The 13,412-nt window shown below is 54.0% G+C and carries 15 protein-coding genes; 4 read left to right on the forward strand and 11 right to left on the reverse strand.

The annotated features are described in order from the left end of the window. Positions 1 to 83: 83 nt before the first annotated feature. A complete protein-coding gene (locus tag V2S86_RS09845; protein ID WP_004943157.1) occupies positions 84 to 1,013 on the reverse strand; it encodes a sugar ABC transporter substrate-binding protein in 930 nt (309 codons plus the stop codon). A gap of 534 nt (positions 1,014 to 1,547) precedes the next feature. On the opposite strand from V2S86_RS09845, the gene V2S86_RS09850 reads away from it, so the two are divergent. The 3 genes from V2S86_RS09850 to dcuR all read left to right on the forward strand — a co-directional run bounded on the left by V2S86_RS09850 (position 1,548) and on the right by dcuR (position 4,839). Then, a complete protein-coding gene (locus V2S86_RS09850; RefSeq protein ID WP_330762263.1) occupies positions 1,548 to 2,390 on the forward strand; it encodes a class I fructose-bisphosphate aldolase in 843 nt (280 codons plus the stop codon). Between the two features lie 123 nt (positions 2,391 to 2,513). Next, positions 2,514 to 4,115: a sensor histidine kinase gene (locus V2S86_RS09855; protein ID WP_330762264.1), complete on the forward strand. Its 1,602-nt coding sequence runs from the start codon at positions 2,514 to 2,516 to the stop codon at positions 4,113 to 4,115. A gap of 4 nt (positions 4,116 to 4,119) precedes the next feature. After that, complete coding sequence (gene dcuR / locus V2S86_RS09860; RefSeq protein ID WP_006316724.1) at positions 4,120 to 4,839, forward strand: two-component system response regulator DcuR; 720 nt, start codon at positions 4,120 to 4,122, stop codon at positions 4,837 to 4,839. On the opposite strand, the gene pcaD is transcribed toward dcuR, so the two are convergent. Then, positions 4,836 to 5,627 (reverse strand): 3-oxoadipate enol-lactonase, encoded by a 792-nt coding sequence (gene pcaD, locus V2S86_RS09865; RefSeq protein ID WP_330762265.1) that lies wholly within the window; start codon positions 5,625 to 5,627, stop codon positions 4,836 to 4,838. The genes dcuR and pcaD overlap by 4 nt on opposite strands. Positions 5,628 to 5,755: 128 nt before the next feature. Between pcaD and V2S86_RS09870 the strand changes: the two genes are divergently transcribed. Further along, positions 5,756 to 6,676, forward strand: a complete 921-nt coding sequence (locus V2S86_RS09870; protein ID WP_330762266.1) for a LysR family transcriptional regulator — start codon at positions 5,756 to 5,758, stop codon at positions 6,674 to 6,676. Here the strand turns inward: V2S86_RS09870 and V2S86_RS09875 are convergent. The 9 genes from V2S86_RS09875 to V2S86_RS09915 form a co-directional block, all read right to left on the reverse strand. Continuing rightward, positions 6,660 to 7,010 (reverse strand): hypothetical protein, encoded by a 351-nt coding sequence (locus tag V2S86_RS09875; protein ID WP_330762267.1) that lies wholly within the window; start codon positions 7,008 to 7,010, stop codon positions 6,660 to 6,662. The two genes, V2S86_RS09870 and V2S86_RS09875, sit on opposite strands and share 17 nt — an antisense overlap. A gap of 43 nt (positions 7,011 to 7,053) precedes the next feature. Then, positions 7,054 to 7,497, reverse strand: a complete 444-nt coding sequence (locus tag V2S86_RS09880) for a hypothetical protein (protein ID WP_330762268.1) — start codon at positions 7,495 to 7,497, stop codon at positions 7,054 to 7,056. Between the two features lie 24 nt (positions 7,498 to 7,521). Next, a complete protein-coding gene (locus V2S86_RS09885; RefSeq protein ID WP_330762269.1) occupies positions 7,522 to 7,842 on the reverse strand; it encodes a hypothetical protein in 321 nt (106 codons plus the stop codon). A 619-nt stretch (positions 7,843 to 8,461) separates the two neighbouring features. Then, on the reverse strand, positions 8,462 to 8,677 hold the full coding sequence (locus V2S86_RS09890; RefSeq protein WP_006316720.1) for a helix-turn-helix domain-containing protein: 216 nt from the start codon (positions 8,675 to 8,677) through the stop codon (positions 8,462 to 8,464). 7 nt (positions 8,678 to 8,684) lie between these two features. Next, positions 8,685 to 9,248, reverse strand: coding sequence for a DUF2975 domain-containing protein (locus V2S86_RS09895; RefSeq protein WP_330762270.1), 564 nt, complete (start codon positions 9,246 to 9,248; stop codon positions 8,685 to 8,687). A 155-nt stretch (positions 9,249 to 9,403) separates the two neighbouring features. Next, entirely contained in the window at positions 9,404 to 10,603 is a 1,200-nt protein-coding gene (gene fabV / locus V2S86_RS09900; RefSeq protein WP_330762271.1) for an enoyl-ACP reductase FabV, read from the reverse strand. A 272-nt stretch (positions 10,604 to 10,875) separates the two neighbouring features. Further along, the gene (locus V2S86_RS09905; RefSeq protein WP_330762272.1) at positions 10,876 to 11,226 is read right to left on the reverse strand and encodes a DUF4377 domain-containing protein; all 351 of its coding nucleotides are present in this window, start codon (positions 11,224 to 11,226) and stop codon (positions 10,876 to 10,878) included. A 115-nt stretch (positions 11,227 to 11,341) separates the two neighbouring features. Continuing rightward, positions 11,342 to 11,878, reverse strand: a complete 537-nt coding sequence (locus tag V2S86_RS09910) for a cysteine hydrolase family protein (RefSeq protein WP_330762273.1) — start codon at positions 11,876 to 11,878, stop codon at positions 11,342 to 11,344. A gap of 273 nt (positions 11,879 to 12,151) precedes the next feature. Next, complete coding sequence (locus V2S86_RS09915; RefSeq protein WP_330762274.1) at positions 12,152 to 12,505, reverse strand: hypothetical protein; 354 nt, start codon at positions 12,503 to 12,505, stop codon at positions 12,152 to 12,154. Positions 12,506 to 13,412: the final 907 nt, after the last annotated feature.

The following is a 13,412-nucleotide window of genomic DNA, read 5'->3' on the forward strand; positions in this document are numbered from 1 at the left end:
CCGTTCGTCAATGCATCCCTGCCGTATTTACCCCCGTGAACCGGGTAAATACGGCCAAGGATATAACCGCGCTGCTTTAACGCTTATTTTCTGTTCTTGTCGGCAAATTCCTGATAATTGGCCTTGGTGATCAACTGATACGGGATCAGGACATTGCTCTCCACCTTCTCGCCCTTAACCAGTTGAATGGCGGTTTGCACTGCGCCCTCACCCTGCCCTTTGGCGTCCTGGAATACGCTCAGCGCCAGATCGCCCTTCTTGATGAACTCCAACGCGTCCGGAGTACCGTCGACGCCGGCCACCAGCACGCCACTTTTCTTCGCCTGCTTCAGCGCCAGGATCGCGCCGATGGCCATTTCGTCGTTGTTGGAGGCGATAGCATCAATCTGCTGACCGGTCAGCACCCAGTCGGTGGTAATGTCGACGGCTTCTTTACGGCCCCACTTGGCGGTTTGTTTGTCGAGGATTTTGATACCGGGGTACTTGGCCGCCACCTCTTCCACGCCGCGGGTACGGTCGCGGGTCGCTTCATTGGACAGCTCGCCCATCAGGATCATCACGTTGCCCTTGCCGTTCATCTGCTTGGCCAGCTCTTCCATTTGCAGCTTACCGGCCAGTTTGGAGTCTGAGCCCACGTAAGCCATGCCCGCCGGCAGCGTGACTTCCGGACGACGGTTAACGAACACCAGCGGGATCTTGGCGTTTTCCGCCAGTTTGATCATCGGCTTCACGCCCTGAGTATCGACCGGGTTGAGGATGATGGCGTCGACGCCCTGACTGACAAAGTTTTCGACCTGTTGAATTTGCTGGGCAATATCCCCTTTGGCATCTTCAAACTGACCGCTGACGTTGCCGTCCGCCTTCATTTTGTTCTGCATTGACTGGCGCAGGATGGTGAGGAAGTTGTCATCGAAATAAGCCATTGAAACGCCGATCTTGATGTCTTTTGCCAACACGCTGGCCGGCAACATGCACATCAGTACCGAGGTGACGATCAGTTTCTTCAGCTTCATGTTCTGTACCCTTTAATCGTTAGAATGAAGAGGCCTGTTGATTTGACAGCTAATGAAAAATATTTTTTACATTCAAACAACAATCCGGTCGGTGTTATCCCCTTGATACGGCAGATTTACCGCTTTTCCTGCGTATTCGGGTGGTGTGTAAAATTTTGATCGATATCTCAAAATAGAATAAAAACAACATATTGAAATAAACCCTTTGGCGATGAAGTCATGTCACCACGTCATTATTAAATGTTTATTTCATAATTGAGATTATTGAAACTTTTTAACTCAAACAAGCGAAACATGCGTTTTGGAATGACCAAGTAACAAAAACATGACACGGATCTAACAAATGACGCAAAAGCCATCAGCCGGCCGCATCCTTTACTGCGCTCAGCCGCAGTTAATGCCCGCAGCAATGAAAAATGGCGCGACGGTTTCTCAGTAAATGTGCGAGCGGGCACGCAGTTTGCGGTTTCCCCATTTCATGCTCATGCTTACTCAGCGATACTGGGTATATCCCTATTTTCAGGAGGATCTGACATGCAGCTCAGCAGTAAGGTACGGATGAACCGGCTGTTTAATAACGGCAAATGCCTCGATGTGGCGATCGACCACGGCATCGCCAATGAACCGGATTTTTTGATCGGCCTGGAGGATATCGAACGGGTCATGGGCAACCTGATCGCCGCCCGGCCGGATGCCATTCAGGTTAACTACGGCCAGGCGGATTTGCTGCAACGCTCGCCGCTGCGCGACAAACCGGCGCTGGTGATGCGTACCGACGTCGGCAATGCCTATAACGCCGCCCGCCACCGCGAAATGTGGGCGGTGCTGCATAACCCGGACGCCCCGATCCTCGCTGCGCTGCAAATGGATGCCGCTGCGGTGGTGGTTAACCTGTATCTGATCCCCGATGAACCGGGTATTTTCCGCCAGTGTGTGGAAAACATCGGCCGGCTGCGCCATGCCTGCGATCGCTACGCCATGCCGCTGATGATCGAACCGCTGGTGATGGCCCCGCCCGGCCAGGGTGCCGCTTACGGCTCGCTGGGCGATGTGGAAAAAATGGTGCCGCTGGTGCGGCTGGCGCGTGAACTGGGCGCCGACATCATCAAGGCCGATCCGACCGATCGGGTGGAGGATTTTCACCGCATCGTGGAAGCGGCACGCTGCCCAACGCTGGTGCGCGGCGGCGGCAAAGGCGAGCTGGGCGCGGTGCTGGAGAAGTCCGCCGCACTGATGGCGCAGGGCGCATCCGGCATGGTATATGGCCGCAACGTTTATCAGCACAGCAACCCGTCAAAAGTGGTCAATGCGCTAATGGCGATCATCCATCAGGGTGCCAGCGGCCAACAGGCGCTGGAAATCTACCATCAGCCCTGAATACGGCTTTTGTAACTAAAATAATCCCTCGCCCGGCGGCAGCATGTTATAACCTGCTGCCGGTCACTACCCTGCAACCTATTCCCCGCAAGAATCGTTGATATCGCCATTCGGAGAACCGCCATGCCAAAACAACGGATCCCGCTGAAGCTCAGCACCACACTCACGCTGATGGTGTCCGCCATTATTGCTTCGGTGCTGCTGGTGGTGTTCGCGCTGTTTTTTGTGCAGATGAACCAGGAGGGACAGGCTCAGTTGCAGCAAAAAGCGATGGCGATTGCCAATACGCTGGCGCTCTCTTCCACGGTGATCGGCGGCCTTGAACGTCAGGATCGCAGCGGCGAAATCCAGCGCTTTGCCGAGCAGGTCCGTAAACAGAACGAGCTGCTGTTCGTGGTGGTGGTCGATATGAAAGGCATTCGCTACTCGCACCCCAAACCCTGGCGCATCGGCCAGCATTTTATCGGCGAGGATCTGGAACCTGCGCTGCACGGTAAAACCAACAGCGCCATCACTCGCGGCTCGCTGGGGCCGTCACTGCGGGTTTTTGTCCCGGTTTATGACGCGCAACGCCAGCAGATCGGCGTGGTGTCGCTCGGCATCGCATTGGATACCGTCCGCCGGGTGCTGGGCGAAAGCCGCTGGATTATTTACTGGACCATAGCTTTCGCCGCGCTGGTCGGCACGCTGGGGACTTTCTTCCTGGTGAAGGCGTTGAAGCGCATCATGCTCGGCTTTGAACCCTACGAAATTTCCAACCTGTTTGAACAACGCAACGCCATGCTGCAGTCAATTAAAGAAGGCGTGATCGCGGTCGATAACCAGTCGCGCATTACCATTGTCAACGACGAAGCCAAACGGCTGTTGCGTCAATGCGGGCCGCTTGAGAATTTGCTGCTGGAATCCGCCAGCAAGCATTGGCCGGCCCAACTGCATCTGGCGGAGGTGTTGGCCAGCGGTAAACCGCTGCGCGACCGGCAGATCAGTTTTAACGGCAGCGAGCTGCTAACCAATACCGTGCCGGTGATCGTCAAAGGCCAGGTTATCGGCGCCATCGCCACCTTCCGCGATAAAACCGAGGTCAGCCAACTGGTACAGCGCCTGAGCGGCATGGCGCACTACGCCGATGCGCTGCGCGTGCAGTCGCATGAGTTTATGAACAAGCTGCACGTGATCCTCGGCATGTTGCATATGAAGGCTTATCAGCAGTTGGAAAACTACATCATCAATACTGCCAGCAACTACCAGGAAGAAATCGGCGCGCTGCTGCGCAAGATCCAGTCGCCGGAAGTCGCGGGTTTCTTTATCGGCAAGATCAGCCGCGCGCATGAGGCCGGCATTGAGTTGACCATCGATGAGGCCAGCTTGTTGCCGGAAAGCGACGATGCGGAGACTACCCATGTGCTGATCAGCGTGCTGGGCAATCTGATTGAAAATGCCATCGACGCCATCGACGGCGTTGAAGGGCATGAGATCAACCTGAGCTTCCATCACAATGACAATCATTTACACTGTATTGTCAGCGATGATGGCCCCGGTATAGATCCGGCTATCGGCGCACGCATTTTTGAACAAGGTTTTTCCACCAAAGGACCGGGGCGCGGTATCGGGCTGGCGCTGATCCGCAGCAGCCTGGAGAAGCTGGGCGGCAGCATTGATTTCGACTCTGAACCGGGTGAGCTCACCCAATTTTTTGTGCATATTCCCTATCGGGCCAAGGGCTGAACCCATGATTAACGTATTGATTATCGACGACGACCCTATGGTTGCGGAACTCAATAAATACTATCTGAGCCAGGTCAGCGGTTTTCACTGCCAGGCGACGGTCGCCACGCTGGCGCAGGCACGCGCGGTGCTGGCCGACGCCAACGTCACTGTCGACCTGGTGCTGCTGGACATCTATATGCAGCAGGAAAACGGGCTGGATCTGCTGCCCGGCCTGCGCGAGCTGGGCGAAAAAACCGACGTCATCATTATTTCTTCCGCCAGCGACGTGGACACGGTGCAGCGCGCACTGCACTACGGCGTGGTGGATTATCTGATCAAGCCTTTCCAGTTCACCCGATTCAAAGAGGCGTTGAACAACTACCAACAGCAGTCGCAGATCCTGGCGCAACGCGAGTTCTCGCAGAGCGACGTCGACAGCCTGCTGCGCCGCCAGCCCAGCAGCAGCGAAGGCAAGAAACTGCCGAAGGGGCTGACCGCTATTACGCTGAGCACGGTGTGCGAATGGATTGAACAGCAACATGACGGCGAGTTCTCCACCGACAATCTGGCCAACGCCATCGGCATCTCGCGCGTTTCTTGCCGCAAATATCTGATCTACCTTGCAGAAAGCGGCATCCTTGGCACCCGTATTCTGTACGGTACTACCGGCAGGCCGGTCTATCTTTACCAACTTAAGCCGGACGCCATCGCCATGCTGAAAGAGTATTGCCGACCGGCCTAGCCGCTCAGAAAATCCAACAGCGCCGCCAAAAAATCATCAGGCCGCTCAACGTTGGACAGATGTACCACCGGCAATATCAGCAACTCTGCGCCCGGCACCGTACGGGCCAGCAATTCCCCCTGCGATAACGAGGTGACGGTGTCGTCCCTGCCGGCGATCACCAGCGTCGGTGCCAGGATCAATGCCGCCGTACGGCGCATATCCAGCTCGCGAACGGCGGCAAAACACCCGGCCAATCCCTGCGCGGAGGTGGCCAACAGCATGGCGCGAAATCGGGCTACCGTCGCCGCATGTCGCTGCCGGTATGCTGTCGAAAACCAGTTGGCCAGAAACCCTTCCGCAACGTCGTGCATGTCAGCCTGCCCCAATTCGGCAATCCGTGCGTCCCATTGCCCTGCCGGCCCCAAATAAGACGAGGTGTTGGCCAGAACCAGCTTTTCGATCCTCTCCGGCGCATGTACGCCGAGCCACTGCCCCACCATGCCCCCCAGCGACAGGCCGCAGAAGTACACCCTGTCGAGCCGCAATGCATCCAGCAGTTCAATCACGTCGCACCCCAGCCTGGCGACCGAATAGGCTCCCGCCGGGGCGTCTGATGCGCCATGCCCTCTGCCGTCGTAACGCAGCAGGTTAAAATGCGCGGATAATGCCGTGATTTGATCGTCCCACATCGCCATTGTGGTGCCAATCGAGTTGGATAACACCAGAACCGGTTTATCGGCCACGCCGTCGAACCTGTAGGCAATCTTGCAACCGTCACCGGCAGTAATAAAAGACAAGCTGTTCATGATCGCTCCTATAGCCCTGAGCGCGGAAGGATCCCGGCGCCCGATATCCACTATGCTATAGAATTAAATAAGGCTGACGAGCGCCTTAAATGACCGGCTGTGTAGCCTGACAGGAACCCATTTTGACCATGAACGATCGCCTCACCGGCATTACGACCTTCGTGCGGGTGGTCGAGGCCGGCAATTTTGCCCTGGCCGCCGAACGCCTGCACCTGACCCGCTCTGCGGTGGGTAAAACCATCGCCCGGCTTGAGCGGCGCCTGGGGGTTTTGCTGTTCCATCGCAACGCCCGCGGCCTGAGCCTGACCCAAGAGGGCCAGGCCTATTACGACCGCTGCCTGCGCGCGTTAAGCGAACTGGATGCCGCCGACGCCGAACTGGACAACGGGCGACGAGAGCCGCAAGGCACTTTGCGGGTCAGCGCGCCAAAACTGCTGGGCCGCCACTGCATCACCCCGGTGCTGATGGCGTTGGTCGGCCGCTACCCTAATCTGCAGATCGATATCGCCTTCAATGATCGGGTGGCGGATTTGGCTGAGGAAGGTTTTGATCTGGCAATACGCATCGGCCCGCTGGATGACAGCGCAAACATCATCGCCCGTCGGTTGGGCAGCCAACATCTTGCACTGTGTGCGGCACCGATTTATCTGGCCGCGCGCGGCACCCCGCAAACCCTTGCCGCGCTGGATGGCCACAGCGGCATCGCCTACCATCGCTTTGGCGAGGACGTCGGGTGGCGCCAACTGCAGGCCGATACCGCTACCTGTAAGCTGAACATCGATATCCGCCTGCGGCTCGACGATCTGCACTCGCTGGCCGATGCCGCCGTGGCCGGCGCCGGGCTGGTATGGTTGCCCAACTGGCTGCTGGCACGCTACCTGCGCAGCGGTGAGTTGGTCGCGGTGCTTGACGACATTCGGCTGTTACCCAGCGATATCCATGCCGTGTGGCCACAGACCCGCTATCTGCCGGCCAAAACCAGGGCCGCGATCGACGCGCTGTTGGAACAGATGCCGACGAGACTGCAGGGGATCAGCGACGGCGCTTGAGATTTGGGAGAGCCATATCGCGGCCGGGTAACCGGCACGTTTCGCCCTGCTGAGGTTTATTGCCGCAACGACGCTCGCCGAACATCGCGCTGTTGCGCCGCCGGTTCGCCTGCTCGCTAACCCCCTGTTGCCGTTCCCGCTCAAGCGCCTTTTCATTGGCCAGCGCCACGCCTTCGGCGCTCCATATTTTATGCTGTAGCCCGCTGCGTTTTTGCTGGTAATCCTCAGGGACTTTGTTATCCAGCGGCAGCGGAGCGTGGTATTGCAAATCAACCAACGCTTGCGAAGAGAAAGAACAACACTGCGCCACACAGGCCAGAAAAATCCGTTTCATTGATACACTCCCAACATGACATTTACCTTACTCCACCCAAGACTCAGCACCCCACCTGCCGCCAGTTGATCCACACGCGACAAAAAGTACCGACATACAGCCGATGCGCGCCCATCACCGGGATCGGCAGCCGCCTCACGACCAGGCAGCGGTTAACCGCCGATGCCAAGCCGCACTGTAATTCTTTGTGCCGATGGGAATACGCAACGGGCGATACTGGGGATAACTCTGATTCCCGTTGAAGAATAGCGGCCTCCAGCGCTTTTCGCTGTGCGCGCAAATCGGCAAGCCGCGCCTGTTCCGAGCGGATTTGCTCTGCGTACCAGAGATGTTGCAACAGGCCATTAAACCGCTGCCGATAGTCAACGAAACCGTCATTCGCGCCGGAGGTTGCAGGCTGAGCATGTCGGTCGACGAATGAATGGCAAACGCCAGATGCCAGTAAGGCGAACGCCGCCGCAACCACAGAGGTCAATTTCAAAAGCATAAACTCCATTAATGCCGTAAGGGGCTAACAATCGTCGATAAGCAAGGGGTGTTCTTCACGCGGCAAGGCCGACGGATGGGGTTCCCCCGTGGCAGAGGCAGCTTTTCCCTGGGTCTGGCAACCCTTACGCAGGGCCAGCGTAGTGTTTTCGCTTTGCGTCGATACCGGAGGCCGCGGTTTTTCATGGTCCATTTCGTCCCACAGGCCGTGGGCCATTTCTTTCAGCTTCTTGCTAAACAGCACGGGCGAGACCTCTTCCTGCTCCCGATCATAACGGGCGGCAACGGCCGGATGGCTCCAGGGCAATAATAAGAATAGGAAAATAACAAGGATGCCTTTTTCCACAATAAACTCCTGTAATAAGGCCCATGCAGGCGCTCATTCCATTAAATCAAGAGCGGCAGTATTTGCCGTTAAAATAAACGTCATCGGAGAAAAAACACATTAACCGAAAAACAATAAACCTTAATTAAATAGGTGACATTGAGGCTTATCATTCGCAGGCATAATATTTTCTTGCGAGTTAACGATCCCATAACCGGGACCAGTCCAGGGTTCCGCCGATACTGGGCGAGCCTTCGTGCAATACGGAATAGGCTGACTCTCCACTACTGATGCGCTGCTTCTGCTCCCGCGTTGCCCGCGCCGGCGGATCCCAGGATGAATGAGATAAATCTGCCTGAATAGTACTGCAGCCACTCAGAAATATTATCAGCGCGGGGATACCATGACGCAATGTCATATATTCTCCTTAAAATAGACTTAACCGTCGGTCGCGGTAAATAAAAAAGACACTTTTTTTAGTTTATTAATCAGAATGCCCCTTAGGCAACGCCGAAGCAAAACGCATCACCGTTAAATGATGTGCCGAATGATTTAACTTAAAATAAACACACAACCTGTTTCACCGCGGCGGCAATCGAATGGTTCAAATAGCGTGCGGCGCGCAAAATGCGCTGCCGCGTCAGCCTTCGCTATCAGGTTCCCAGGCCAGCAGATCGCCCGGTTGGCAATCGAGAATGCGGCAGATTTTGTCCAACGTTTCCAACCTGACGCCTTTGACCTTACCGTTCTTCAGCAACGATAAATTTTGCTCAGTGATCCCCACCTGTTCCGCAAGCTCCTTCGATCGCATCTTCCTTTTGGCTAACATGACATCAAGACTTACTATTATCGCCACTCTATTCTCACACGAAAGAAAGCTGTTCTTCATTCAGCCGCAGCGCTTCCAGGAATACCCGACTAAACACCAGAATTGCGCAGCCTACGATCAACGAACGTACCGACTCGCTGTTGACGCCATAATAAATTATTAACAGCATTTTTTCACTGGCGGTCAGTATCATCACCTGCAACATACCGGCCAATGAAGGGAACAGTACATCGACAATCAATAAAATGCCGATGATCTGCAGCAACAGCATATTGTTGCGATGCCAGACATTGCCGCGATAAAACTGATAAAACAGCCCGGCACCGCACAACAGCGCGCTGTAATAAGGCACGTAGGCGAACATATCCAGCAACAGGGTGGCAAAAATCGCCCAGCGCTGTTGCGGGATGGCGTAGGCATTCAGCTCCGGGTAGTAGTCGCGATAGGCGGCCACGATGCTGTTGAACGCCTCGCCCTGCACCCAGCCCTGAACAATCATGAACATCTCCACGCCGGTGCTGATAATCAGCATCGCCATGATCAACAAACACAAGCAACGTACGTAAAGCGGAAGGTGGATCCGTGGCGCAGAAACCATAGCGAGTCATCCTTGAAAAACAGCAATAAGTTATCGTAAAACGATAATTTATTGCTGTCAATGATCAGGTGGACTGATGAGTAACTACTGGAACAGGCAGATATGGGCGTAAAAAAACCGGGATAACCCGGCTTTTTTACGAATGCTCGATGGGTTTAGACCAGTTCGACCACGTCGAACTTAACTTCACCGCTGAGATCCGCTTCGTAATCAACACCCTGCAGACCAAAGCCGAACAGACGCAGGAACTCGGCCTTATAGCCCTGATAATCGGTCAGCTCATTGATATTGCTGTCGTTGAGTTGAGCCCAAATTTCACGACAGGTGTTCTGCACGTCATCACGCAGTTCCCAGTCGTCCAGGCGCAGACGATGCTTCTCGTCGGTGTCCGGTGCCGTGCCGCTGTACAGCTTGGTGGCGAACAGGCGCTGGATTTGCTCGATGCAACCTTCGTGGATCCCTTGAGCCTTCATGATTTTGAAGACGATGGAGATATACAACGGCATCACTGGAATGGCAGAAGAAGCCTGAGTCACTACCGACTTCAGCACCGCAACGTAAGCTGCGCCGCCTTTGGCCTTCAGCTTCTGATCGATAGCCTGAGCCGCGCGATCCAGATCTTCTTTTGCTTTGCCCAGCGTACCGTGCCAGTAGATTGGCCAGGTCAGATCGGTACCGATGTAGGAGTAAGCGACAGCCTGCACGTTATCCGCCAGCACGCCGGCTTCTTCCAGTGCGTCCATCCACAGTTGCCAGTCCTGACCGCCCATCACTTTGACGGTATCGGCAATTTCTTGCTCGTTGGCAGGTTCAACCACGGCTTCTACCAGCACGTCTTTGTTGGTGTCGAGCGCCACGGATTTGTACGGTTCGCCGATAGGTTTCAGCGCCGAGCGCACCACTTCACCGGTTTCCGGCATTTTACGCACCGGGGAAGCCAGCGAGTAAACCACCATGTCGATCTGACCCAGGTCCTGTTTGATCAGGTCGATAACGGTTTGACGGCATTCGTTGGAGAATGCGTCGCCGTTAATGCTTTTCGCGTACAGGCCTTCTTCTTTAGCTGCCTTATCAAAACCGGCAGAGTTGTACCAGCCGGCAGAACCGGTTTTGCCTTCGCTGCCAGGCTTTTCAAAAAATACGCCGATGGTGGCCGCACCGCTGCCGAACGCAGCATTGATACGTGACGCCAGACCGTAGCCGGTAGAGGCACCAATCACCAGCACCTTTTTAGGCCCGTTTTTCAGTTCGCCACGGGATTTAACGTAAGCAATTTGCTCGCGGACGTTGGCTTCACAGCCTGCCGGGTGAGCGGTGGTACAGATAAAACCACGAATTTTAGGTTTGATAATCATAGTAATTTTGTCTTGGTAGCTAAAAACCGAAGGACAATATACCTGATTTTCACAATATACTTAAGACAGGCGCATTGCAGATTCGCAACAAGCCCAGTGAGCAGACCAGTCTCGCCCGGTCAACTCAGGCCGCAGAGAGTGCGCATAAAGCGTGGTTGTCTGGGGGTTTACGTCAAAAAAACTTGCCGGCAGGCTGGGCCAGCCACGGTGGACACCGGTTGGCTACGCGGCCATCAGGTCAGGATTTTCGGCCCTGACCTGCCGGGGTGTTATCAGACCTTTTTCTTTTCCAGCTGTTCAACCAGCGTATACCGCAATGAGGACGCATCGGCCGGCACGTTTTCCGCCTGGGTCACCTTAACCTTCAGACGATAGCGGTAGCCCGGTTCAAAGTTGAAGCCGTCAATCCGGCTATAAAACATTTCCCACTGGCCTTGCACCGAATGACGCACCTGCATGCATTTCATTGGGGAGACGCCCATGCAATCCACCAGCGCACTGTTAACCAGCAACACTTCCGTATGGTCACCCTGGTTTTTCTTGGATTGGTTCACTGAGGTTCCCTCTTGGCTGCAGCCAGCCAGACCGGCCAATGCAACAAATAATAACGCTTGGATTTTCAATGTAATGCACCATTGACTGTTTGGGTGGGAGGGATAGTAACAAAGCCTTTGGCGCTGAGGCCAGCAGCATGCTCCGAATTTATCGGCGAGGCGGGATAAGCGGGCCGCCGTTTTTTCAGAACTGCACGTCCGCAGTTTGTATCAACTGGGCAAAAGGACCTGACAAAGTCAGATTATGATGCCTGATTATCGCCTCGGCGTTCAGCGCCGGCGTATCGCTGCAGGTGTGCGCATCGGCAACCAGTAGCACCTGAAACCCTTGCTCGCCCGCCTGCCGACAGGCGGTATCCACGCAATATTGCGTCTTCATGCCTGTTACCGCCAACCGGGTGATGCCATCTTCTTGTAGTTGCCCGGTCAGCCCCGTTTGATAGAAACAGCTGGGCCGGTTTTTATCTATAACCCTGTCCACTGCCGTATCTATTGCCAGGCGCGGATGCAATTGCCAAAAATGGCTGCCTGCTGCGATCGGTGATCCTTCTGGCCCGGCATGGCGCACAAAGAATATGGGGCTGCCCGCATCGCGCGCCCTTCCAATCAGCGCGTTGATATTGGCCAGAACGCGTTCACCTTCATAAGGCGGTTCCGGGCCATCGTACATGCCTAACTGCATATCAATAATCAAAAGTGCGGTACGGTAATGTTGTTGCATGTGGATCTCCATCTTTACCAGCCAGGACGGAGCATAAAGACACCCCGGCCATGGCTGGCGGGGCTTTGGGGAACTGCGTTTTTAACTCACGCACACCCTTACAGCCCGCCAGAAAAAGGCGGTTGTCGTGGTTGTGGTGGAAGTGAACAGGGTAAATTTCATCACTCGATAATGCTTAAGGTCGGCAGATGAGTCAATGAAGTTTATAGAGAAAAGATATTGCCTATTGCAACGAGAAAGCCCTGGCAAATTTGCCAGAGCTTTTTTGAGAACTTAGCTTGGAGAGGCTACCGTAATGTTTTGGGTCGTTATTTGTTCACAATAACTTTCCTGCATATCAAACGAGTATTTGAATGCCCAACTGACGCCATCTTCAGCGACAACCGGCACACCCACGCCAGAGAAGCAACGCCCTTCCAACGAGATCGCCAGGTAGTAGGCTGCAGCTGAATGCAGCACTTCGTCGTATGCAATTACCGGCTTAATTGGCAGCGGCAAACGGCCGAGATACTTGTTTAAAAGGACGGCACCCTGGAACTCCCCTCCTACCACTACCTGGGTTAAGGCTTTTGCCTGCTCCGGAGTTAGCGTCACACAGTTATTATTATCAATAATCAGCTTTGTCATTTTAGTCTCTTTGTCCATAGTTACTGTATCCATATACAGAAAATGAACTCTATCAACTTATTGACGGGATATCGCATGACTGGCGGCGTGCTATTAATGGCAGGGCTTAATCCAAAAGATCATAAATATTGATAACTTCACAAGACCTCAATAATAAACACACCAGGCTATTAATTACAAGCAGAAAAAATCCGCATAAAATATTAAATGAAAATATAGTTATCACTTTAATCATATACATGGTGCGGTAATTAATAGCAATGTGTCATCAAAACAGATCAATGAATGACAGAGCAAATCAAGATCAACATAATTATTACCTTTATTAAACGGTGATTGGCATTTTCACGGCCGGGAAAAAACCTTAAAATATAGCGAAAATGAAATAATTATCATGTTATACACCAAGACTGGCGCTGGTCATCCAAAAGGCGAAAGAGTCTCTGGTTCAGGTGATAATTTTCTGTAATGTGACACCTTATGTAGCTGGGTGCGTTAATTGCTTTACACTTTGCCTTCCTGATGCCCTCACCGGACAAAAGCCTTTTTATGAACGCAGCGCCAGGTCAGTTTGAAGCGGATGCCGGCGTATCATTAAGTGAGTTGGGTACGGGAGATACCCAATACGCTCGTTCTTTGATGAGGTAATGTTTATTTTGATAAAAGCAAAGGACACCTCCTCAAACTCGCACGACCCGCCCACATATTCTAAAACACGGTACGGATATCGCCGAATCCGACGCAAACATGCTCGCCGGAAACATCCGCAATGATAATATTTCCATTCACTGGCGTTACAGATGCGTCGATAACGAGCAAAGTCTTACCGTGGATCCCCACGGCCAGTGCCTGACCCGCTGCGCACATGAAACAAGCCGCTTGTGCCCGTATTATGCAGATCTCGCCA

Source organism: Serratia sp. C2(1), assembly GCF_036352655.1.
GTDB classification, from domain to species: Bacteria; Pseudomonadota; Gammaproteobacteria; order Enterobacterales; family Enterobacteriaceae; genus Serratia; species Serratia inhibens.